This window comes from Streptomyces sp. HUAS MG91, assembly GCF_040529335.1.
GTDB lineage: Bacteria > Actinomycetota > Actinomycetes > Streptomycetales > Streptomycetaceae > Streptomyces > Streptomyces tabacisoli.
Genome location: NZ_CP159534.1, coordinates 709,910 through 733,244, shown reverse-complemented (window position 1 = coordinate 733,244; position 23,335 = coordinate 709,910). Strand labels below are relative to the sequence as shown.

Sequence of the window (23,335 nt, the reverse complement as noted above, 5' to 3'; positions counted from 1 at the left end):
ACTGCGTACAGGGGAGTGGGGCGCGGCATGAGCCATGTCGAGAACGAGTTGAACAGCCAGCCGGAGTGCTGGACGCGCGCCGCGGGGCTGGCCGCGGGACACAAGGAGGCGCTGCCGGCCGCCGGGGAGCGGGTCGCGATCGTCGGCTGCGGCACCTCCTGGTTCATGGCGCAGGCGGCGGCGGAGCTGCGCGAGGAGTCCGGGCAGGGGGAGACCGACGCGTTCGCCGCGTCCGAGTTCCCGGCGGGCCGCCGCTACGACCGGGTGATCGCCCTGACCCGTTCCGGCACCACCACCGAGGTCCTCGACCTGCTCGCCGCCGTCCGGGGGACCGCCCGCACCACGGCGATCACCGGCGACCCCGACACCCCGATCCGGACGGCCGCCGACGACCTCGTGGTGCTCGACTTCGCCGACGAGAAGTCCGTGGTGCAGACCCGCTTCGCCACCACCGCCCTGACCCTGCTCCGCGCCCACCTCGGCCTGCACACCGAGCAGGCCGTCGCCGACGCGCGCACCGCGCTGGCCGGACCGCTGCCCGAAGGGCTCGTGGAATGCGGGCAGTTCACGTTCCTGGGCCGCGGCTGGACGGTGGGCCTCGCCAACGAGGCCGCGCTGAAGATGCGCGAGGCGTCCCTGTCCTGGACGGAGGCGTACCCGGCGATGGAGTACCGGCACGGCCCGATCTCCGTCACCACCTCCGGCACCGCCACCTGGATGCTCGGCGAGGCGCCCGAGGGCCTGGCCGAGCAGGTCGCCGGGACCGGCGCGCTCTGGGTCGAGGGCCGCCTCGACCCGCTGGCCGAGCTCGTCCGCGCCCAGCGCCTCGCCGTGGCCGTCGCCGCCCGCCGCGACCTGGACCCCGACCAGCCGCGCCACCTCACCCGCTCCGTGATCCTCGACGCCAACTGACCCTCGTCACCACGGACATGAGAAGGGAGAGGCAGTGCCTCTCGCAGCCACCGGCACCCTCGTCGGTGCGGCGGCGGCCCGGCAGGGGGCCGTCGCCGCGTTCAACGTCATCACCCTCGAACACATCGAGGCCGTCGTCGCCGGAGCCGAGACGGCCGACGCCCCGGTCATCCTGCAGATCAGCGAGAACGCCGTCCGCTACCGCTACGGCCGCCTCCTGCCGCTGGCCCGCGCGGCGGTCGCCGTCGCCGAGAAGGCCGGTGTCGACGTCGCCCTCCACCTGGACCACGTACAGAGCGACGACCTGCTGCGGCAGGCCGCCGACGCCGGATTCAGCTCGGTGATGTACGACGCCGCCCATCTGCCCTACGACGAGAACCTCGCCGCGACCCGGGCCGCCGCCGACTGGGGGCACGCCCACGGGCTGTGGGTGGAGGCCGAGTTGGGGGAGGTCGGCGGCAAGGACGGGGCCGCGCCGCTGGACGCGCACGCGCCGGGTGCCCGCACCGACCCGAGGGAGGCCCGCGCCTATGTCTCCGACTCCGGCGTCGACGCCCTGGCCGTCGCGATCGGCTCCTCGCACGCGATGACGACCCGCACGGCGGCCCTCGACCACGACCTCCTCAAGCGGCTCGCCGAGGGCCTCGGTGAACTCGGCGTGCCGCTCGTGCTGCACGGCTCCTCGGGCGTGCCCGACGCCGAACTGGCGGCGGCCGTGCGCGGCGGCATCGCCAAGGTCAACGTGGGCACCGCCCTGAACATCGCGATGACCGGCGCCATCAGAGAGTTCCTCGGGGCCCACCCCGACGCCGTGGACTCCCGCAAGTACCTGACCGTGGGCCGGGAGGCGATGGCGCGCACGGTCGGCGCGTTCATCGCGGTGCTGCGGGGCTGAGGAGCGGGCGCGCCTCACCCAGGGCTCGGACGGGTGCCGGCGCGCCGACATCGTGAACAGGGCTGAGGAGATCGAGCGGCTGCTCGTGCCCGGCGGGACGCTCATCCGCCGACCGCGGTCACCGGGGCCGGGGCCCGCTCAGTCGCGCCGGTCCGGCGCCGCCGCCGTCGAACCGCGGACGACCAGCTCCGGCATGAACACGAACTCCGTGTGCGGCGCGGGCGTCCCGCCGATCTCCTCCAGGACCGCGCGCACCGCCGCCTGCCCCATGGACTGCACCGGCTGACGGATCGTCGTCAGCGGCGGGTCGGTGAACGCGATCAGCGGGGAGTCGTCGAAGCCCACCACCGACACGTCCTCGGGGACCCGGTGCCCGGCCTGACGGGCGGCGCGGATCGCGCCCAGCGCCATCATGTCGCTGGCGCACACGATCGCCGTGCAACCTTGCGCAAGAAGTGCCGCGGCGGCGGCCTGCCCGCCCTCCATCGTGTAGAGGGAGTGCTGGACCAGCTCCTCGCTCTGCTCTGCCGTGAGGCCCAACTGCTCGGCCATGCCCGACTGGAAGCCCTCGATCTTGCGCTGCACGGGCACGAACCGGCGCGGGCCGACGGCCAGCCCGATCCGGGTGTGGCCGAGCGAGGCGAGATGCTGCACGGACAGCCGGGTCGCGGCCCGGTCGTCGGTGGACACGAACGGCGCCTTGATGTGCGCCGAGAAGCCGTTGACGAGCACGAACGGAATGCCCTGGCCGCGCAGTTGGTCGTAGCGCTGGGTGTCGGCCGTGGTGTCGGCGTGCAGTCCGGACACGTAGATGATCCCGGAGACGCTGCGCTCCACGAGCATCTCGGTCAGCTCGTCCTCCGTGGACCCGCCCGGGGTCTGGGTGGCGAGGACCGGGGTGTAGCCCTGGCGGGTCAGCGCCTGGCCGATGACCTGGGCGAGCGCCGGGAAGATGGGGTTGTCCAGCTCCGGGGTGATCAGGCCGACCAGGCCGGCGCTGCGGGTGCGGAGCCGCGGCGGCCGCTCGTAACCGAGCACGTCGAGTGCGGCCATGACGGATTCGCGGGTGCCGGAGGCCACACCGGGCTTGCCGTTGAGAACGCGGCTGACTGTGGCTTCGCTGACCCCCGCCTGGGCTGCAATGTCGGAGAGCCGCGCGGTCATGGCATTGGACTGTACCGGTTGCCTGCGGGAATGCCCACCGACAGGGAGAAACCGCTGCCCGCAACTTCTTTGGAAGACGTTGCAAGGCCCCGCGGGGTCGCGAACCGGCCGCGGCGCCCGGTCAACTCAGCGTCTTGCGCACACATTTGCAGACCTTTGGCGGGCTTATGTCCGTGTCTGGGTGCGGGCGTCAAGCGATTCTCCGGCAACCTTCAGGACACGGCGATGTAACGATGATCGCGTCTTGCAGAAATTTCGCGCAAGGTCTTTCGCCGGGCTTTCGGCGCTGTTACGTTCACGTCGCCCGGCGGCCGCAGCGGAGCGTCCGGCAGGTCGGTCAGGGGAGCGGTCGGGACCGTGCCCCCCACCCACTCACGGGCTTTCACTCTCTAGGAGATCTCATGCGGCGTGGCATAGCGGCCACCGCGGTGGTGGCGTCCCTCGCACTCGCGGCGACGGCCTGCGGCGGTAGCGACGACGGCGGCAAGTCCTCGGGGCCGGTCACCATCACGTGGTGGGACACGTCGAACGCCACGAACGAGTCGCCCACGTACAAGGCGCTGATCAAGGACTTCGAGAAGGCCAACGCCGACATCAAGGTCAAGTACGTCAACGTCCCGTTCGACCAGGCGCAGAACAAGTTCGACACCGCGGCCGGTGCCAGCGGCGCCCCGGACGTGCTGCGCGCCGAGGTCGGCTGGACGCCCGCCTTCGCGAAGAAGAGCTACCTGCTGCCGCTGGACGGCACCGAGGCCCTCGCCGACAAGGACAAGTTCAAGCCGAACCTGATCAAGCAGGCCCAGTACGAGGGCAAGACCTACGGCGTTCCGCTGGTCACCGACACCCTCGGCCTCGTCTACAACAAGGCCCTGTTCAAGAAGGCCGGCATCACCGCGGCGCCGACCACCTGGGACGAGCTGAAGAAGGACGCCGCCACCATCAAGGCGAAGACCGGCGTCGACGGCTACTTCGGCTCCGAGAAGGGCTACTACTTCCAGTCCTTCCTGCTGGGTGAGGGCACCGACACCGTCGACGCCTCCGCCAAGAAGATCACCCTGGACTCGGCCGAGGGCCGGAAGGCCGGCAAGACCTGGCTGAGCACGTTCAACGGCAAGGGCCTGCACAAGGCCGACGTCACCGCCGACTCGTACGCGCACCGCCAGGACGCCTTCGTCAACGGCAAGGCCGCCATGACGATCGAGGGCCCGTGGGAGGTCACCAACTTCTACAAGGGCTCGGCGTTCAAGGACAAGGCGAACCTCGGCGTCGCCACCGTCCCGGCCGGCTCGTCCGGCAAGGCGGGCGCCCCGACCGGCGGTCACAACCTGTCGGTGTACGCCGGCTCGGACAAGGCCCACCAGGCCGCGTCCCTCACGTTCGTCAAGTGGATGACGTCGGCGAAGACGCAGACGCAGATCGCGCTGAAGAACGCGACGCTGCCCACGCGTGACGACGCCTACACCGCCGAGGTCACCGCGGACCCGGGACTGGCCGGCTACCAGAAGGTGCTGGCCGCCGCGTCGCCGCGCCCCGAGCTGCCCGAGTACAGCTCGCTGTGGGGCCCGCTCGACACCGAGCTGCCGAAGGTCGCGAGCGGCAAGGAGAGCCTGGACAAGATGTTCTCCTCCGTCACCACCCAGTACGGCAAGCTCCTGCCCGACGGCTTCACCAAGTAGCGGAGCCCGCGCAAGCGAGCCGCCCCGAACAGGTGCCGCGGTCCCACCCATCTGCCCGCCCCGCGCGTGGGACCGCGGCACCCGCAGTCCGTACCACCCCGAAGCCGTGTACCAGCCGCAGACCAGAAGGTGTTCCCCATGACTGTCGCCGTCGAGCGCCCGGCCGCCCCCAGCGGAGGTGACCGCGGCCGGCGTCCGGGCCTCACAGCCCGGCTCAAGAACGGTTACCAGAAGCACTGGTACGCGTACGCCATGATCGCCCCGGTGGTGATCGTGCTCGCGCTGATCGTGCTCTATCCCCTGGTCCGCGGCTTCTACCTGACGCTCACCGACGCCGACAGCCTCAACTCGGCGCGCACCATCGGCGTCAACCACATCGACGCCACCTACAAGTTCATCGGCCTCGACAACTACGCCGACATCCTGTGGGGGCCCACCTCCTACGACCGTTTCTGGTCGCACTTCATCTGGACGATCGTCTGGACGGCGTCCTGTGTCACCCTGCACTACGTGATCGGCCTCGGTCTCGCGCTGCTGCTCAACCAGAAGGACCTGCGTGGCCGTACCGCCTACCGGCTGATGCTGATCCTGCCGTGGGCGGTGCCGACCTTCGTCACCGTCTTCGCCTGGCGGTTCATGCTCGCCGACTCCGGCGTCATCAACACCACGCTCGACGCGATGAGCCTGCCCTCGCCGTCCTGGCTCGAGGACCCGCTCTTCCAGCAGATCGCCGCGATCCTCGTCAACACCTGGTGCGGCGTGCCGTTCATGATGGTCTCGCTGCTCGGCGGCCTGCAGTCCATCGACTCGACGCTCTACGAGGCCGCCGAGATGGACGGCGCGAGCGCCTGGCAGCAGTTCCGCAACGTCACCCTGCCCGGACTGCGCTCGGTCAGCTCCACGGTGGTCCTGCTCGGCATCATCTGGACGTTCAACCAGTTCGCCATCATCTTCCTGCTCTTCGGCAACACCGCGCCGGACGCGCAGATCCTCGTCACCTGGGCCTTCTACCTCGGCTTCGGCCAGACGCCGCGCGACTACGCCCAGTCCGCCACCTACGGCGTGCTGCTCCTGTCCCTTCTTATCGTCTTCACCTCCGTCTACCGCCGCTGGCTGAACCGCAATGACGTATCAGCCGCCATCTGACGCCGCAGGAGCAGCCACCGCCATGAGCACCGAGACCCTGACGAAGACCCCCGTCCCCGAACCGGCAGCGGCCCCGCCGCGCGTCAACGCGCCCCGGCGCGGACGCCGCAGCCGCAAGGCGTCGCTGGCCAGCCATGCCGTCCTCATCGTGGCGAGCCTCGTCGCGCTGTTCCCGATCGCCTGGCTGGTCTTCCTCTCCCTCGGCCCGGACAAGGACGACTACCTCCACCCGTCGCGGATCCTCGACACCGCAACCTTGAGCAACTACACGTTCGTACTGGGCCAGACCAACTTCCTGAAGTGGCTCGGAAACACCCTCATCGTGTCGCTCGGCACCACCGTGATCGGCGTGCTCGTCGCCGCCACCAGCGGCTACGCGGTGTCGCGGATGCGCTTCCCCGGCTACAAGAAGTTCATGTGGGTCCTGCTGGTCACGCAGATGTTCCCGGTCGCGGTCCTCATGGTCCCGATGTACGTGATCCTCTCGGACCTGGGCCTCATCGACACCTACGCCGGCCTCATCGTCGTCTACCTGACGACCGCCGTGCCGTACTGCGCCTGGCTGATGAAGGGCTACTTCGACACGATCCCCCTGGAGATCGACGAGGCGGGCCGGGTCGACGGGCTCTCCCCGTTCGGTACGTTCTTCCGCCTCATCCTGCCGCTGGCCCGGCCGGGTCTCGCCGTCGCCGCGTTCTACACGATGATCACGGCATGGAGCGAGGTCGCCTTCGCGACCACCTTCATGCTCGACGACCAGAAGTACACCCTCGCGGTGGGACTGCAGAGCTTCATCAGCGAGCATGACGCGCAGCGCCAGTACATGGCCGCGACGGCCGTGCTGATCGCCGTGCCGATCTCCGCCGTCTTCTACCTCGTCCAGAAGAACCTGGTCACCGGTCTGACGGCCGGCGGCACCAAGGGCTGAAACGGCCCGCACCACCGACCAGTTGTCCAGCCCCTCACGTCTCAAGGACACCATGAGCCAGCACTCCACGGACCCCTCGTCCGTGCCTCTGCCGTCCGCCATCTCGACCCGCGAGGCCGCCGACTGGTGGCGGGACGCGGTGATCTACCAGGTGTACCCGCGCAGCTTCGCCGACAGCGACGGTGACGGCACGGGCGATCTGGAGGGCATCCGGCGCCGCCTGCCGTACCTGAAGGAGCTGGGGGCGGACGCCGTCTGGCTGTCCCCGTTCTACGCCTCGCCGCAGGCGGACGGCGGCTACGACGTCGCGGACTACCGGGCCGTCGATCCCATGTACGGCACGCTCCTCGACGCCGATGCGGTGATCCGGGACGCGCACGCGCTCGGGCTGCGGATCATCGTGGACCTGGTGCCGAACCACTCCTCGGACCAGCACGAGTGGTTCAAGCGGGCCGTCGCGGAGGGCCCCGGATCGCCGCTGCGGGACCGCTACCACTTCCGTCCGGGCAAGGGCGAGAACGGTGAACTGCCGCCCAACGACTGGGAGTCCATCTTCGGCGGCCCGGCCTGGACCCGCCTGCCCGACGGGGAGTGGTATCTGCATCTGTTCGCGCCGGAGCAGCCGGATCTGAACTGGGAACACCCCGCGGTCGCGGACGAGTTCCGGTCGATCCTCAGATTCTGGCTCGACATGGGGGTCGACGGATTCCGGATCGACGTGGCGCACGGCCTGGTCAAGGCCGACGGGCTGCCCGATCTCGGCGGCGGCGATCAGTTGAAGCTGCTGGGCAACGATGTCATGCCGTTCTTCGACCAGGACGGAGTGCACGCGATCTACCGTTCGTGGCGCACGATCCTCGACGAGTACGACGGCGAGCGGATCTTCGTCGCCGAGGCGTGGACCCCGACCGTGGAGCGCACGGCCAACTACGTCCGGCCCGACGAACTCCATCAGGCCTTCAACTTCCAGTACCTGGGCGCCCCGTGGGAGGCCGACGAGCTGCGGAAGATCATCGACACGTCGCTCGACGCGATGCGCCCGGTGGGTGCCCCGGCGACCTGGGTGCTGTCCAACCACGACGTGACCCGGCACGCGACGCGGTACGCCAACCCGCCGGGTCTGGGTACGCAGATCAGGACGGCCGGAGACCGTGAACTCGGCCTGCGGCGGGCGCGGGCGGCCACGCTGCTGATGCTGGCGCTGCCCGGATCCGCGTACATCTACCAGGGTGAGGAACTGGGCCTGCCCGACGTGACCGACCTGCCCGACGAGGTCCGTCAGGACCCCTCCTTCTTCCGCGCCCAGGGCCAGGACGGGTTCCGCGACGGCTGCCGGGTGCCGATCCCGTGGACGCGGACCGGTACCTCGTACGGCTTCGGGGAGGGCGGCAGCTGGCTGCCCCAGCCCGACAGCTGGGGCGAGTTGAGCGTCGAGGCGCAGACCGGGCAGGAGGGGTCAACGCTGGAGCTGTACCGGACGGCCCTGGCTCTGCGCCGGGCGCAGGCCGGGCTCGGCGCGGGCACCGAGGTGACCTGGCGGGAGGATGCGCCCGCCGGAGTGCTGCACTTCGAGCGGCCCGGGTTCGCCTGCACCGTCAACACCACCGGCACCGCGGTCCGCGTCCCCGCGCCCGGCACCGTACTGCTCGCCTCCGGCCCGGTCACCGTCGAGGACGGCCAGATCGAACTGCCCGCCGACTGCACGATCTGGTGGGCCGCGTGACGATCCCGATGCCGCGGGGCGCCGACAACGCCGGCGCCCCGCGGCTCCACGACATCGCGGGCCAGGCGCAGGTCAGCGAGGCCACCGTCAGCCGGGTCCTCAACGGCAAGCCCGGCGTCGCGGCGGCCACCCGGCAGAAGGTGCTCGCCGCCCTCGACGTCCTCGGCTACGAGCGGCCGGTGCGCCTGCGCCGGCGCAGCGCCGGACTCATCGGCCTCGTCATCCCCGAGCTGACCAACCCGATCTTCCCGGCGTTCGCGCAGGTCATCGAACAAGTACTGGCCGGTTACGGATACACGCCCGTGCTCTGCACCCAGATGCCGGGCGGCGCCACCGAGGACGAACTCGTGGAGCAACTGGAGGAACGCGGCGTCAACGGCATCGTGTTCCTGTCCGGGCTGCACGCCGACACCACGGCCGACGCCGCGCGCTACGTCCGGCTGACCGAGCGCAAGGTGCCGTACGTCCTCATCAACGGCTTCAACGAGCACATCAACGCGCCGTTCGTGTCGCCCGACGACCGCTCGGCGGCCCGGATGGCCGTGCGCCACCTCGTCGACCTCGGGCACGAACGCATCGGCCTGGCCATCGGCCCGACCCGGTTCGTGCCCTCACGGCGCAAGGCCGAGGGATTCGTCGCCGCCCTGCACGGCATGCTCGGCCTGCCGCGCGACGAGGCGGAGAAACTGATCCAGCGCACCCTGTTCACCGTCGAGGGCGGCCACGCGGCGGGCGGCGCCCTCCTCGACCTCGGCTGCACCGGCATCGTCTGCGGCAGCGACCCCATGGCGCTCGGCGTCATCAGGGCGGTGCGCGAACGCGGGCTCGACGTGCCGCGCGACATCTCCGTGACCGGCTTCGACGACTCGCCGCTGATCCCGTTCACCGACCCGCCGCTGACCACCGTGCGCCAGCCCGTCCAGGCCATGGCGACGGCGGCCGTCGGCGCCCTCCTGGAAGAGATCGGCGGAACGCCCGTCCAGCGCACGGAGTTCGTGTTCCAGCCCGAACTGGTGGTACGGGGTTCGACCGCGCAGCGGGCGCGCCGCACCACCTGAGAACCGGCCGCGCCCCGGGCGAAGGCCGGGCGCTCTCCGGTCACGGGGTTCCCGGCCGCCGCGTCGGCACGGTTCGCTGGTCCCACACGGCGACGGGGGGGGCGATGGACATGGAGGGCGCGGGCGCGCTGTTCGTGGCGGTCGTCGGGGTGCTCGGAACCCTGCTGTCCGCCCTGCTCACCCAGCGCGCCGCCGACCGCAGCAGGCGACGCGAGCAGGAACGGGCCGAGCGGGCCAGGGCCCTGGCACGGGAGGCCGAGGAGCGGCGCGCCGGTTACGTCGCCCTCAACACCGCCTCCCGGCAGTACCTCGCCGCGCTCACCGACCTGGTGCACACCCTGCTCCGCGCGGAGGACGCGCCCGCGGTCCGCCAGCGCCTCACCGAAGCCCGTGACGTGCACCGGGACGTGTACGCGGAGGCCCAGATGCGGCTGCCCGACACGGTCCTCGACCTGGCCGGCGAGATCACCCACGCGCTCGGCACCGTCTACGGCAGGCTCCGGCGCCTCGACGACGGAGACCCCCGCCCCGGCGACTCGCTCGACGCCGCCCGGGCGGAGATCGACGCCCTGTGGGAACGGATGCGCGTCCTGCGACGCGGCATGCGGAGCGACCTGGGCGTCGCGGACCAGCCCGCACCGGACACCGGACAGCTCCTCGATCCGGCTGCTACAAGGGCGAGTTCAGGACGATGAACAGACGGCACCCGGAAAACCTCGGTGATCGGCAACCGCGGCGCCGTGCGCCTCGTCATCATGGAGGCGGAGGCGCACGGCTGGGGTTCTCGGGACGGGAGGAGAGCCGGTGAGCGAAGCGGAAGAGACCGGCGGCGTCCAGGCGCTGCGGGCCTGGGCGGGCGAGGCCGTCGGCCGGGCCAGGGCGCTGATGCCGGCATCCGGCACCGCGGCCAGGCCCTCGCGCGCCCACGACGACTCGATCGCCGAACTCGACGCCCTCTCCGGCCTGTTGGACCACGAACCGGCGCTGCGCAGCACGGTGACGGCATGGCTGGGCGGCGTCCTCACCCTCCGCCACGCCGCGGGCGGCGGTACCCCGGAGGACAGGGAGCGCGCCCACGGCCTGCTGCGTGACGTACGGGATCCGGCGACGCGCACCGGTGCGGCGGCCTCGACCGAGGACCGCAGATGGGCCGCGCTGTTCCTGCTGACCCATGTGCTGCCCTTGCAGGACATGGGAGGCGGACTCGCGCCGGAGCCGGACGCGACCGCGTTCTTCGACCTGATGATGCGGGACGGCGTCGACGGCATGACCCGCCGCGCCGACGAGGCGCGAGAACTGATGGCGGACGCGATGGAACTGCCGCTGCCGGCGGAGCAGTTGGAACAGATGCGGCAGATGCACGAGTTCGGGGACAGTCCCTCGATGGACGGGCTCGCCGATCTGTTCACCGGCATGGTGCCCGACGACGGTTCGCCGTTCACCGCTCAGATGCGGCAGATGGTGACGGACATGATGGGGCGGATGACCGGAGGCGGCGGCACGCCCGGCGCGACCGCCACGCCACCCGCGGACAGTGCCGCGTCCGACAGATCCGCACCGCCCTGGACCCCTGATGAGTTCCGCCGGATCATCGCCGCCTGGCAGGCCGTCAACACCACGTCGGTCGATTTCGTCGACCACGCCGGTGGGGGCGACCCCGCGGTCCTCAACCAGCAGCTCAAGCACCTGCGCGAGGCGTTCGACGGGATGCCGGAGGGTCTGGGGATCAAGAAGGACGCCCTCGAAGGCATGATGGCCCTCCTGCTCAACGTGAGCGAGGGCGCGGGCGGCACCCTCCAGGACCAGGCGGTCGGGTTCGCCAACAACCAGAAGGCCACCGACTACCTGCGGCATCAGTCGCGGTCCTCGATCCCCATGGCCGAAGGCTTCGGGGTGATGGCGGACGTGCTGGACCTCATGACGAAGGTACGGCTCGCCGGGCAGACCGAGGACGTCCGGGAGCTGCGCGGACTTCTGCCCGACGCCGAGCGGCTGGTCGACGCCGTCCCCGAGGACGGCGACTTCCGCTTCGCGGCGCTCCTGGCCCGTGGCATGGTCCGGCTGACGCTCGGCCGTCACACCCTGGACAAGGAGATGCTCGCCGGCGGACTCGCGGACCTGGAGGAGGGCAAGGCGGCGGGCGCCGCGAGCAACCTCCCCTTCGGGCGCGAGGAGTTCCTGAACGTGTTCCCCGAGCCCGACCTCGCCGCCGTCCGGGCCTGGCTCGCCGGAGACACCTCGGCCGTCCCGGACCGGGACGTGCCGCCGGCGGACGCCCCGGCCGACCAGCTGCACTCCGCTGCGAACCGGCTCGCCCTGCGCTTCTCCGCCACCGACGACCCGGAAGACCTCGACGCCGTCATCGCCACCCTGGAACGGCTCCGCGAGCAGATCCGCGAAGGCCGGGCCCCGCGCGTCGCCGCCGAGTCCCTGTGGAACCTCGCCGACGGCTACCGCGCACGCTGGCACCGGACCCGGCAGGAGACCGACGCCGCATCGGCCATCGACACGGCGAACGAGGCGCTCACCACGCTCGCCGCCGACGTCCTCCTCCAGAACGGCACCGAGCACCGCCTCACGACCGCGCGCACCGGAGCCTCCCTCGCCGTGCGGGCAGCCTTGTGGGCCGCCGTCCATCAGCGGGTGGACGACGCGGTCGCCGCCCTGGAACTGGGCCGCGCCCTGGTGCTGCAGGCGGCGGCCACGTCCCGCACCGTGCCTGATCTCCTGGAGGAGCGCGGCCACCCCGGCCTCGCCGACGCCTGGCGCGCGTCGGGCGCCGCCGACGGTACCGAGCTGCCCGCCGAACTCCCCAGCACCCTGCGCAGACAGGCCCTCGAAGCGCTCGGCTACCGGGAACCCGGCGGCCTGCTCGCCACCCCCACCCTGCGCGAACTCGCGGACGGCGTGGGCGAGGCGGGAGCGGACGCGCTGATCTATCTGGTCCCCGGCACCGGAGGCGAGGCGCCCGGCATGGTCCTCGCCGTCGGCCCGGAGATCGGCATCGGCGTCGGCGCGCTCCCCCTGCTCTCCGAGACCGGGAGCGGCCCCCTGGAGCGGTACCTGGACGCGGCCGCCGCCCTCCCCGAGAACCGGCCCGGCGGGAGGCAGGCCTGGGAGACGGCCCTGTCCGAGCTGTGCGACTGGGCGTACGAGGTGTTCGAGGACGTGCTCGGCGGGCTGAAGGACCACCTCCCGGACGGCACCATGGAACGCCGGGCGCCCCGCGTCGTCCTCGTCCCGTGCGGCCGCCTCGGCATCGTGCCCTGGCATGCGGCCCGCTTCCCGGAGGGCTCCCCGTACGACTACCTGTGCCGGGCCCTGGTGATCAGCTACGCCGCCTCCGGCAGCCAGTTCCTGCGGACGGTGCGCCGGGCTCCCCGCGATCCGGTCTCGGCCCCCGCCATGGTCGTCGACCCGAACGCGAGCCTCCCGTACGCCGAGTTGGAGGTCCTCGCGCTGCGCGAGGCCTTCTACCCCGGCGCCCGCCTGTACGGGGACTTCGGCACGTTCCCGCTCGATTCGGTGCCGGCGGGCACCCCCGAACAGCTCCTCTCCCTGCTCGCCCAGGACCACTCGATGGTGCATCTGGCGACCCACGCCATGGCGGGGCCGCGTCCCACCGAGTCGGCGCTGCGCCTCGCGCCCTCCGACGCCGACGACGCGAGCGGCCGGCTCACCGTGACCCGCCTCCTCGACCGGCCGCAGCCTCCCGAACAGGACGCGGAGGACGGCCCGTTGATCGTCCTCAGTGCCTGCGAGACCGACCTGAGCAACCGTGACCACGACGAGGCCCTCACGCTCACCACGGCGTTCGTGTCCGGTGGCGCGCGGGACGTCGTGGGGTCGCGATGGGCCGCGGCGGACGGCGCGTCGAGCCTCATGATGACGGTGTTCCACCACCACCTGCGGGCCGGACTCAGCCCGGTCGACGCCCTGCGCGCCGCCCAGCTGTGGATGCTCGACCCCGACCGGCGGGACCCGGGCTGCCTCGGCCACGCCCTGCGGGCGGACGCCGGCCGGCCCGACCTGCCACGGCCCGCGCTCTGGGCCGCGTTCATCCATCAAGGACACCCCGGCAAGGGAAAGACGGAGGCCGTATGAATCCCGGGGACGACGGCACCGAGGTGCTCGACCTCATCGCCGACCACTACGACAGCATCCGCGAGCACCTGACCGACGAGCAGTACGGGACTCTGCTCACGCATCTGCGGGCGCTCGCCGACAGCGCGCCGGACGACGCCAGAGCCGTACGCCGCGCCCTCCAGCGGGTCCGCCTGAGCCTGGTGCCGCTGCCGTACGGCCACCCGGTCCGCGAGGCGCTGGACTCCGAACGGCTCGTCGCCGCCCCCACGGCTCCGCGGCCGGTCGTGCTGCGGACGGTGGATCTGCTGGCCCGGATCACCATGACGCCGCCGGCCCCCGGCACCCCGGCCATCATCGCCGGCGTCGAGCAGCGACTGCTGCGCGCGCCCGCCCTGACGGCGACCGAGGTCCGCGGCCGGTACGGCGGAACGGAACCACCGCCCCACCTCATCCGGCTCGCCGATCCCGAACGCGGCGACCGCTACCCCGAGTTCCAGTTCACCGCCGAGGACGGGACCCCGTACCAGATCGTCCTGGAGATCAACGGGCTGCTGTGCGCGGACGCGGACCCCTGGGGCGCCGCCGACTGGTGGCTGAGCGCCAACGCCTGGCTGGGCGGCAAGCCGCCCGCCGCCCTCCTCGGCGGCCGGGGCGACGACGAACTCCTGGACGCCGCGCAGGTACTGGTGGAGGGGGACTGATGCACGAGCAGACCGTGTCACCCTCCGCCTACCGCTTCCAGCCGCACTGGGAAGTACTGCCCGTCGGCACCCAGTTGTGGCGGATGCACTCGTCGCGGTTCGCCGCCGACGAGTTCAAACCGTTCCAGCCGGACGACCGCGCGCCCGGCCGTTTCCACGGCACACCGGAGGACCCCTACCCCTGCCTCTACGCGGCCGTGGACGCGGAGACCGCACTCGCGGAGACGCTGCTGCGCTCCGTGCCCTTCGACCGCGAGACCGGGATGCGACTGGTCCCCTGGTCGGCCGTGCGCGGAAAATCGCTGCACGCGGTGCGCACCCGGTGCGAGCTGCGCCTGGTCTCGCTGTGCTCGGGACCCGCCCTCGCCGCCGTCCTCCAGGACAACACCCTGCTGGAGAACGAGGGCCGCGAGCACTACGCGACCACCCGGCAGTGGGCGCGAGAGGTCCGGGCGCAGGTGCCCGAGGCCATGGGCATGATCTGGGGCTCGAAACGCAACCCGGCACGGCGGGCCCTGGTGCTCTTCGGCGATCGTCTCGCCGGCCCCGTGGACGGTCCGCTCGCGCCCCTGCCGTACCGCAGCATCGCCGACCTCGGTTCCCCGGACGGCATCAAGGAGGCCAACCAGTTGCTCGAACCCCTGCGATCGGCGATCAAGGAGCCGCTGCACCGCTGATCCGGAAGCCCCGCGCAATCGGCTTGTTCGGCCGTTGCACGTGGTGCCATCGTGGGGCGCATGGCACGAGCGTCCGTCGACCACACGTCACTTCTGGCCGAGTTGCAGACGGTCCGGCGCGCCGGGCTGCTCCGGCTGCGCGACCGTGAGCTGCCCGCCCTGGAAGCGGCCGCGGCCGCCTCGGTCACCGGGCGTACCCGCGAGGCCGCGGTCGAGGCGCTGCTGCGGCGAGCCGTGGACCGACTCGACGCGGGCACCCTGCGCACCGCCGCCGCCTACACGCTCGGCCTCGCCCAGGGCACCCGGGACTGGCCGGCGTCCTCCCGCCGGGCGCGGGCCGCCGAGCTGTACCGGGTCAGCGAGGAGCGCTTCCGCAAGCACCACGAGGTGATGGTGCTCGGCCAAGTGGCGGAACACATAGTGCGGTTGACCGTCGACGGGAGCGGCGGCGAACCGGACGCGGACGAGTGGGAGGGGGTCACCCACCGCGTCGTGGACGTCCTCGCGGGCGACCGTCCCGTACGCCTGACCCTCCACGTCCACCCCGTCGACCTGCTCCGCGACGTGGACGTGGTGGTCTGCCCGGCCAACACCTACTTCGCGCTGCCCGAGCCCTACAAGTCCTCGGTGTCCGCCTCACTGCGCAGGGCCGCCGCCGTGCGCGGGGTGACCGGAGACCTGATCGACGACCCGCTCCACGACGAACTGCGCAAGTGGGCCGCCAGGAACGGCACGTCGGGCCGCCCGGTCCTGCCCGGCACGGTCGCGGCCACCGGCGCGGGAGCGATGACCGGGGCCGGCGTCCGGCGGATCTACCACGCGGCGGTGACCGTCCCCCGGGCCGGCACCAACGACTACGACGTACTCCCCGCCGACATCACGCGCGCCACCTCGCGCGCCCTCGCGCTCCTCGCCGACGAGCACGACCGGCACACCCCGCCACTGCGCTCGGTGTGCTTCCCGCTGCTCGGCGCCGGGCGGGGCGGGCTCCCGTACCGGGTGAGCGCGGCCGCCGTGTGGAGCGCCGTCGAGGCGGAGCTGGCACGCGGCGCGGCCTGGGACGTGCACTTCGTGGTCCGCACCCCGGAGGCGGCCCGCGTCGTGGAGCGGACCACTGCCGGGACCCGACCGGTTCGCGACCGATCCGCGCCCGGCCGGTCCGCTTGACTGGAGGTGCGGGTCGCCCGGGTGGGATGCCTCGGGGGAGCCTTCGCCCCGGGCGGCCCGCGCCTCGACGCCGAACATCCGACGGGGCGTCAATTTCGTTAAGGGGCAACAAAGATGGGCTCGATGGCACATACTGTGGGCACATGACCAGGGGGATGGGGGAGTGGGCGCACGGCATCACCGGTCGCACGGTGACCTGGCCCGCCCCGGACACGTACGTACTCGTCGACGGTGTTCTGCTGCGCATGCGTCCCGAGCCGCCCGGCCTGCCGCCGGGTACCGCCGTCACCGTGCGCCACGACGCCGGGCGGCAGTGCCTCGTGGCCCACGCCGACACCGAGGGAGCGGCCGGATGAGCGTGCACGGCATCGAGTTCGGTGCCGGGTACGAGGAACGCCAGCCCGTGGTTCTCCTGCTCGACACGTCCGCGTCCATGGGGCGCCCCGCGGCGCACCCCCGGATCGACGAGCTGAACGCGGCGCTGAAGAGCTGGTTCGACGGGGTCCGGGCCCAGGAGCGGCTCCGCACCCGGGTGGAGACCTGTCTGATCACCTTCGACTCGGCCGTACGGGTCCACGATCCGCGGGCCGGCCGTCTCGTCGAGGTCGGGGCGGCTCAACTGGACGACGTCGACCGGCTGTTCGTGCCGGTCGACCGTCTCCACCCGCCCACGCTGCGCGCCGGGGGACTGACCCGGCTCACGGAGGCCGTCGAGACCGGCCTGGAGCTGGCCCGCGCCCGCTACCGGGCCCTCCAGCGCGGCCGCGTCCCGGTCCGCCGTCCCTTCCTGTGGGTCCTCACCGACGGCGCGCCGAGCGACGCCGAGGGCCGGCCGCTGGACGCCGCTGCCCTCGCGGGCACGGCAGAGCGCGTGCGCCGGGGCGAGGCGGACGGGGAGTGCGTCGTCCAAGTGATCGGCGTGCGCGGCGCCGACCTGCCGATGCTGCGCGTCATCGCGCCGAAGGGCGCCTCCCTGCTGGAGAACCTGGACTTCGGGCGCATTCTCGACCTGCTCTTCCAGAGCACCGACGACAGCAGCCCCGACCAGGACGCCGACCTCATCCACCAGCAGATCGACGACCGCGCGGAGAGGGTCGCGCGCATGGAGGCCATGGAGAGGGGCCTGCTGTGATCGTGGCGGGCGCCGGCGTCCAGGGCACCGCGCACCTGGCCCGCGCCCAGGGCTGCCAGGACGCGTTCAAAGCGGTCGACCTGGGTGACGCCGCCGTCCTCGCCGTCTCCGACGGTGCGGGCAGCCGCGACCGCAGCGCACTCGGTGCCCATGTCGCGGTCGATGTCGCCGCGCGCGTGCTGGCCCGCGACATCCCCGACGCCTCGGCGGCACCTGAGGACTGGACCGCGTGGATCGCGAGGTGCGGCAAGACGGTCGTCGAGGAGTATCTGCGGGCGGTGGCAGGGGTGTTGGGCGCGGACCGCGCCGATTCCGTGAACCGCGCAGTTTCTGCCGACCGTGCCGAGTCCGGTGACCGTGCGGACTCTGCCGACCGCGCCGATTGCGGTGACCCCGCGGGTGCCGGTGACGCCGCGGACGCCGGTGATCCGGGCGACCTGGCGGCCACCCTCACCGCGGCCCTCGTGGCGCCGCCCTGGGTGGCGTTCGTGTCGGTCGGCGACGGCTTCGGCACCCTCCTGACCCGCGACGACCGCTGCCACCTCGTCCTGCCGCCGCCCGAGGGGCCGCCCGTCTTCCTCTCCTCGCCCGGCGCGGCCCTGCGCGTCCGCACCTTCGTCGTGTGGGAGCCCGAGCTGAGCGGCGTCGTCCTGTCCACCGACGGCTGCGCGCCCCTTGCCCTCGACCACCCCACCGTGCGGCAACTCCCGCTCTCGGCGGGCCCGTTACCCGCCGACGGATTCTTCCTCGGCCTCGCCGCGGCCCTGCGCGACACCCGGGGCGACGCCGAACCGCTCAGACGCCTGCTCTCCGCGCCCGAGGCCGGCCGGACCGGTGACGACCTGACCGTCCTGTGCGCGCTCGTCGAAAGGGGCTGACCGTGCCCCTGACACTGGTGTCCCGCGGCGGACACACCTGGCGGCTCACCGAACAGATAGGCAGCGGCTCGGAGGGCTTCGTGTACGGCGTCGACGACGACCGCCCCCTCGTCGCCAAGCTCGTCCCCGATCCGCCCGACGCCGAGGCCTACCGGCGCCGCGTCGCCTGCCTCGTCCGCCAGCGCCGCGAACCCCGCACCGTCGGCCTCCTCTCCGGCAGTCCCGTCCGCCTCGCCTGGCCGCTGGTGCAGGTGCGGACCGCGGGCGGCACGGACGCGGACCGCGTCGACGGCTACGTGATGACCGACATGCGCCACGCCTACCAGCCCTTCAGCCATCTCCTCGGCACCTCCGCCCGCCGCGGCTTCCTCCCCGGGGCGACCTGGGAGACCGGCCTGCGCGCCGCCCTCGCCCTGGCCCGGCTGCTGGCCGAACTGCACGCCGAGGGCTATGTGGTGGGTGATCTCAAGCCCGACAACCTCTGGGTCGACGAGACCGGAAGGGTCGGGATGGCGGACGTCGACTCCTGGCAGTTCCGCGACGGCCGCGAGGTGTTCCCGGGCCGGATGCGCACACCCGGATACACGGCACCCGAACGCACCGGCGCGCGCGCAGGAACACCGCCGTCCGCGGCCTCCGACGACTTCACCCTGGCCGTACTCGTCCACCAGCTCCTCATGGCGGGCCTGCACCCCTTCGCCGGGCACCCGGCGGACGGCCGCGACTACCTCTCGTACGACGACAACGTCCTGCACGGCCGCTGCCGGCTCGTCGACCGCACCTCCGTGCTGCTGCCGCGCTCGGTGCCGCCCGCCGACCTGCTCCCGCGCCGACTCGCGGACCTGCTGCGTACGACCTTCGGCGGCGCCCCGCGACGGCCCACGGCGACCGAGTGGGCCGACGCGCTCGCCGCCGAACTGGGCGCCGGACGACTGAAGAAGTGCGCGGTCAACGCCCACCACGTGCACACCGTCGAGCGCCCCTGGTGCCCGTGGTGCGACCAGGCCGAGCGGGGCACCGACAGCTATCCCGGCCCCACGCGGGAGGCGCGATGACGACCCTGCTCTCCGTCTCCCGGACCCTGGAACGGTGCACCGTCCTCGGCCCCGGCAGCCGCGCCGTCGTCTGGGTGCAGGGCTGCCCGCTGCGCTGTCCGGGCTGCGTGGCCGCCGAGACGCTGCCGTTCGACGGCGGAACGATCCGAAGCGTGCCCGAACTCGCCGACTGGCTCTGCGCGTTGGACGGCATCGAAGGAGTCACGTTCTCCGGCGGTGAGCCGTTCAGCCAGGCCGGAGCCCTCGCCGAACTGCTCGACACCGTGCGCGACCGCCGCCCCGATTTCGGCGCGATGGCGTACTCCGGGTTCCGGCACGAGGCGCTGCGCCGCGGCGGCCCGGACCGGATCGCCCTGCTCGACCGGCTCGACCTGCTCGTCGACGGGCCGTACGTCGCGGCCCGGCACGGCGCGCTGCGCTGGCGCGGCTCGGACAACCAGCGGCTCGTCCCGCTCACCGATCGCTACCGGTCGATGCTCGACGAGCCGGACACGAGCGCCGGGGTCGAACTGTCGGTGGACACCGACGGCTCCCTGTCCTGGGCCGGAGTACCGCCGACCCCCGGATTCCGGGGACAGCTCGAGGAACAGCTCGCGGCGCGGGGGTTCGTGCTGCGCACCGAGGCACGGAGGGAACCATGAGCGGATCACCGAAGTACAGCACCGTCCAGGTCGGTGCGCTGTACGCCCAGCGGGAGGAGGCCGAGCGCAGGCGCCGGGCCGAGGAGCGCCGGGCGAGGGAGCGCCGCCGGGCCGCCGAACGGGAGAGGATCGCCCAGGCCGCCGCCGCCCGCAGGGAACGCGCCCGCGCCGCGGCCGCCCGCAAGGAGGCCGAGGTGGCGGCCCGCCGGGAGACCGAGCGCGCCGCCCGCCAGGTCCGGGCCCAGGCCGAGCAGACCCGGGCCGACGAACGCGCCCTGGAAGAGGTGCGGGAACTCGTCGCCGAGGCCCAGCGCTCCGGGGCGCGCGACGGGATCGGAGCCCTGGAGGGGGAGTTGGCCACCCTGAAGGTGCGCCTCGCACGCGGCGAACAGCTCGGCGGCGCGGTGGAGGAACTGCGCGGCAGGGCCGTCGGCCTGCGGGCGACGGCGGACGGCGGCCGGACGGACGACCGCGCCCACGTCCTCGCCGGCCTGGAGCGCCGACTGTCCGCCGCCCCGGACGGCGCCACCCTCGATGCCGAGGGACACCGGCGCTGCACCGACCTCCTCGGGCAGCTCCGCGCGGCGACGGCCCCGGACCAGCAGGTCCGCTTCGAGGCGCTGCTGGGCACGGTCGAACACGCCCTGGACCGGCACGCGGCGACCCTCGGGCAGGCGCGGGAGAACGCCGAGCGGGAGGCACGCGCCGAGCGGGAACGGACCGCGGAGCGAGACCGCGCGGCGGAAGCGGAACGCGCGGCCGAACGGGCGCGCGCCGAGGCCGAAGCGGCCCTGGAGCTGGCCCTCACGGAGGCCGCCGAACGGCTCGACGCCGTCCGCCCCGCCGCCCACGGCGTCGTCAACACCGCCGCCGACCTCGGCGCCCCCGACCTCGCCGACACGATCGACGACGCGCTGCGCGCCGCGACCGAGGCACTGACGGCACGCCGCCCCGCCGAGGCGATGGCGGCCGTCGCGGGCCTGGAGGCCGCCCTCCCCGACGCCGAGTCCCGGCTGGACGAGCTGGAGCTGGCCGACGAGCGGCGCCGCGACCTGGTGGCGGCGCTCCGGGACGCCATGACCGGCGAAGGGTTCGCCTTCGAGGGCGGCGCGGAGGAGGACGGCGCGTTCCGGCTGCACTTCACCCGGCCCACCGGAGCGACGTACGAGACCACGATCGCCAGCGAGGAGGACGGCACACCCGTCCTCGTCTACCGCGTCGAGGGCGAACCCGACGTCACGCTGCACGCGGCCCCGGACGGGGCGGTCTGCGACACCACCGAGGAGCTCCTGGAGCGCGTGCACGAATCGCTCGGCGGCGACGACGGCTTCGTGCCCGGCGAGATCACCTGGGACGGCAAACCGCCGGGCCGCCGCGCCAAGCAGCTGCCCGGCGAGGCCTCCTGGAGGTGGACGAACCCGTGACCACGCTCGACTTCACCAAGCCCGACGAGGACGGCGCCGACGACAAGGACGGCACGGGACCGGTCACCGCCGACGGCATGATGCCCCTGTGGGCGGTGTCCCTCATGTGGGAACTGCGGCGCGGCCGCCAGGTCATCCTCAACGGCCAGATCAGGGACCGCTGGTGGTTCGAGGACCGGCCCGCCTCCTTCCGCGACCTCCTCGCCGGAGTCCTGGAGGCCCGCGGCGCCGACGTCGTCGGCTGGTGGGACCCGGTGGCCGGACTCACCTTCCCCCTGCCCGGCCACGCGGAACGCTTCGCGCGGCTGGCGGCGGGCCGCTCAAGCGGGGCGCAGTCGACGGGCGACAGCGACGCCCGGTCCGGCCCGCCCGCCCGGCGCGGCACCCAGGACGACCGGGACGGGCGCCGCGAGGGTGCCCCCGCCGAGGACGCACCGCCCACCGACCCGCGCAGCCGGCGCGGTGCCGAACGCGGGCGGGAACGGCAGAGCCTGCTCGCGCCCCGGCAGGCCGGGCCGCCGCGGTCCTTCGACGACGTGGTGGCCGTCGCACACCGGCTCGTCGCGTCCCCCGACGCCTCCGTGGCCTTCGTCTTCCAGGACGTCGACCACCACCTCCCGCCCGGCCAGCCGGAGTCGAACGCCGGCTACCTCAGGCTGCGCGCCGCGATGACGGACGCCGTGACGCCCCGCGAGGCCCGCGTGGGCCGCCCGCCGCACGCGCGCAACGCCGTCCTGTGCGCGGTCGGTGACGTCGGCCGGCTGCCGGGCTGGTTCCACCTGGAGGACCCCCGGACCGCCACCCTGCACATCGGCCCGCCCGACCCGAGCGAGCGACGCCTCTGGCTGACCTGGCTGCGCGGCGAGTTCAACGGTGCCCCGGAGGCGACCCGGCACGACATCGAGGCCCTGGTCGGCGCGACCGACGGCATGTCCGGCTGGGACATCGAGGCACTCGCCCGGACCTCGTGGCTGCGCCTCGCGCCCCTGCAGAAACCCGACAAGCTCCTGGAACTGCACCGGCTCAATGTGAGCGTCGACCCGTGGACCCAGCTCGACCGCGACACCGTGGCCCGCGCCGCGGGCGTCCTCGGCACCCGGGTCGTCGGCCAGGCCAAGGCCGTCGAAGCGGTCTCCGCCGCGCTGCAGGCCGCCTTCGTCGGCATCGACTTCGGCGGCTCCGGCACCGCCCGGCCGCGCGGCGCGTTCTTCTTCGTCGGACCGACCGGCGTCGGCAAGACCGAGCTCGCCAAGGCGGTCGCGGAGCTGATGTTCGGCGACCAGAGCGCCTACGCGCGTTTCGACATGAGTGAGTACCAGCAGGAACACGCCGCCGAGCGGCTCGCGGGCGCCCCGCCCGGCTACATCGGGCACGAACAGGGCGGCGAACTGACCCGCCGGGTCCAGGAACGCCCGTTCAGCGTCCTGCTCTTCGACGAGATCGAGAAGGCCCACCCGCGCGTTCTCGACAAGTTCCTGCAGATCCTGGAGGACGGCCGGCTCACCGACGGCCGCGGCCAGACCGCGTACTTCTCCCAGTGCCTGATCATCTTCACCTCCAACACCGGCGCGGAGGCGGTCCAGGGCCTGCTGTCCGACGGCGACGACGCGGACGGTGAGGAGATTCCGTACGCCGACCTCGAGGCGCACTTCACCCACGCGGTCGAGGAGAAGTTCCGGAAGATCGGCCGGCCGGAGATCTACGGGCGGCTCAAGCCGGGCGTGGTCGTCTTCGACATGCTGCGCCGCGTACACATCGTGAAGATCGCCGACCGGCTGCTCGGCCAGCTCACCGAGTCGGTCCGCGAACGCCACCAGGTGGAGCTCGTACCGGACACGGAATCCCTGCACCCGTGGATCACCGCGCGGATGAGCACCCCCGAGCACCAGGCGTACGGCGGCCGCCAGATCCGCAACGAACTGGAGCGGCTGCGCACGGCCGTGGTCGCGCATTTCCTGGCCCGCCGCCCGTCACCGGGCAGCAGGATCCGGCTCGGCGTCGACGCCACCGGCACGCCCTGGGCCAGAACCGAGGCCACGACCGGGGCCGGAACCGAGGAAGGGAACGGCTGA

General features: G+C 72.8%; 20 protein-coding genes. 19 read left to right on the top strand and 1 reads right to left on the bottom strand.

Annotation, left to right across the window (positions count from 1 at the left end):
* Nucleotides 1-27: 27 nt before the first annotated feature.
* Together ABII15_RS03440 and ABII15_RS03435 are read left to right on the top strand one after the other, a co-directional pair.
* Nucleotides 28-912 (top strand): sugar isomerase, encoded by an 885-nt coding sequence (locus tag ABII15_RS03440; protein WP_353940758.1) that lies wholly within the window; start codon nucleotides 28-30, stop codon nucleotides 910-912.
* A 34-nt stretch (nucleotides 913-946) separates the two neighbouring features.
* The gene (locus ABII15_RS03435; RefSeq protein ID WP_353940757.1) at nucleotides 947-1,807 is read left to right on the top strand and encodes a class II fructose-bisphosphate aldolase; all 861 of its coding nucleotides are present in this window, start codon (nucleotides 947-949) and stop codon (nucleotides 1,805-1,807) included.
* A 138-nt stretch (nucleotides 1,808-1,945) separates the two neighbouring features.
* Here the strand turns inward: ABII15_RS03435 and ABII15_RS03430 are convergent, their stop codons facing one another.
* Nucleotides 1,946-2,971 (bottom strand): LacI family DNA-binding transcriptional regulator, encoded by a 1,026-nt coding sequence (locus tag ABII15_RS03430; RefSeq protein ID WP_353940756.1) that lies wholly within the window; start codon nucleotides 2,969-2,971, stop codon nucleotides 1,946-1,948.
* Between the two features lie 401 nt (nucleotides 2,972-3,372).
* Between ABII15_RS03430 and ABII15_RS03425 the strand changes: the two genes are divergently transcribed.
* From ABII15_RS03425 to ABII15_RS03345, 17 genes are all read left to right on the top strand, one after another.
* On the top strand, nucleotides 3,373-4,647 hold the full coding sequence (locus ABII15_RS03425) for an extracellular solute-binding protein (protein WP_353940755.1): 1,275 nt from the start codon (nucleotides 3,373-3,375) through the stop codon (nucleotides 4,645-4,647).
* 138 nt (nucleotides 4,648-4,785) lie between these two features.
* Entirely contained in the window at nucleotides 4,786-5,793 is a 1,008-nt protein-coding gene (locus ABII15_RS03420) for a sugar ABC transporter permease (protein WP_353940754.1), read from the top strand.
* Between the two features lie 22 nt (nucleotides 5,794-5,815).
* Nucleotides 5,816-6,721, top strand: a complete 906-nt coding sequence (locus ABII15_RS03415; RefSeq protein ID WP_353940753.1) for a sugar ABC transporter permease — start codon at nucleotides 5,816-5,818, stop codon at nucleotides 6,719-6,721.
* Nucleotides 6,722-6,773: 52 nt separating this feature from the next.
* Nucleotides 6,774-8,444, top strand: coding sequence for a glycoside hydrolase family 13 protein (locus ABII15_RS03410; protein ID WP_353940752.1), 1,671 nt, complete (start codon nucleotides 6,774-6,776; stop codon nucleotides 8,442-8,444).
* An 8-nt stretch (nucleotides 8,445-8,452) separates the two neighbouring features.
* Nucleotides 8,453-9,502, top strand: a complete 1,050-nt coding sequence (locus ABII15_RS03405) for a LacI family DNA-binding transcriptional regulator (RefSeq protein ID WP_353946950.1) — start codon at nucleotides 8,453-8,455, stop codon at nucleotides 9,500-9,502.
* A gap of 104 nt (nucleotides 9,503-9,606) precedes the next feature.
* Entirely contained in the window at nucleotides 9,607-10,197 is a 591-nt protein-coding gene (locus tag ABII15_RS03400; protein WP_353940751.1) for a hypothetical protein, read from the top strand.
* Between the two features lie 109 nt (nucleotides 10,198-10,306).
* Nucleotides 10,307-13,606 carry a CHAT domain-containing protein gene (locus ABII15_RS03395; protein ID WP_353940750.1) on the top strand — a complete coding sequence of 1,100 codons (3,300 nt, stop codon included), beginning with the start codon at nucleotides 10,307-10,309 and terminating at the stop codon, nucleotides 13,604-13,606.
* Nucleotides 13,603-14,289, top strand: coding sequence for a hypothetical protein (locus ABII15_RS03390; protein WP_353940749.1), 687 nt, complete (start codon nucleotides 13,603-13,605; stop codon nucleotides 14,287-14,289). Before ABII15_RS03395 ends, ABII15_RS03390 begins: the two co-directional genes overlap by 4 nt.
* Nucleotides 14,289-14,966 (top strand): RES family NAD+ phosphorylase, encoded by a 678-nt coding sequence (locus tag ABII15_RS03385; protein WP_353940748.1) that lies wholly within the window; start codon nucleotides 14,289-14,291, stop codon nucleotides 14,964-14,966. Before ABII15_RS03390 ends, ABII15_RS03385 begins: the two co-directional genes overlap by 1 nt.
* Nucleotides 14,967-15,026: 60 nt before the next feature.
* Nucleotides 15,027-16,133, top strand: a complete 1,107-nt coding sequence (locus ABII15_RS03380; protein ID WP_353940747.1) for a hypothetical protein — start codon at nucleotides 15,027-15,029, stop codon at nucleotides 16,131-16,133.
* A gap of 143 nt (nucleotides 16,134-16,276) precedes the next feature.
* Nucleotides 16,277-16,489, top strand: a complete 213-nt coding sequence (locus ABII15_RS03375) for a hypothetical protein (RefSeq protein WP_353940746.1) — start codon at nucleotides 16,277-16,279, stop codon at nucleotides 16,487-16,489.
* Nucleotides 16,486-17,265, top strand: a complete 780-nt coding sequence (locus tag ABII15_RS03370; RefSeq protein ID WP_353940745.1) for a hypothetical protein — start codon at nucleotides 16,486-16,488, stop codon at nucleotides 17,263-17,265. Before ABII15_RS03375 ends, ABII15_RS03370 begins: the two co-directional genes overlap by 4 nt.
* The gene (locus tag ABII15_RS03365; RefSeq protein ID WP_353940744.1) at nucleotides 17,262-18,143 is read left to right on the top strand and encodes a protein phosphatase 2C domain-containing protein; all 882 of its coding nucleotides are present in this window, start codon (nucleotides 17,262-17,264) and stop codon (nucleotides 18,141-18,143) included. Before ABII15_RS03370 ends, ABII15_RS03365 begins: the two co-directional genes overlap by 4 nt.
* 2 nt (nucleotides 18,144-18,145) lie before the next feature.
* Nucleotides 18,146-19,198 carry a hypothetical protein gene (locus tag ABII15_RS03360; RefSeq protein WP_353940743.1) on the top strand — a complete coding sequence of 351 codons (1,053 nt, stop codon included), beginning with the start codon at nucleotides 18,146-18,148 and terminating at the stop codon, nucleotides 19,196-19,198.
* Nucleotides 19,195-19,839 carry a 4Fe-4S single cluster domain-containing protein gene (locus tag ABII15_RS03355; RefSeq protein WP_353940742.1) on the top strand — a complete coding sequence of 215 codons (645 nt, stop codon included), beginning with the start codon at nucleotides 19,195-19,197 and terminating at the stop codon, nucleotides 19,837-19,839. Before ABII15_RS03360 ends, ABII15_RS03355 begins: the two co-directional genes overlap by 4 nt.
* Nucleotides 19,836-21,263 (top strand): hypothetical protein, encoded by a 1,428-nt coding sequence (locus tag ABII15_RS03350; protein ID WP_353940741.1) that lies wholly within the window; start codon nucleotides 19,836-19,838, stop codon nucleotides 21,261-21,263. Before ABII15_RS03355 ends, ABII15_RS03350 begins: the two co-directional genes overlap by 4 nt.
* Entirely contained in the window at nucleotides 21,260-23,335 is a 2,076-nt protein-coding gene (locus ABII15_RS03345) for an AAA family ATPase (RefSeq protein ID WP_353940740.1), read from the top strand. Before ABII15_RS03350 ends, ABII15_RS03345 begins: the two co-directional genes overlap by 4 nt.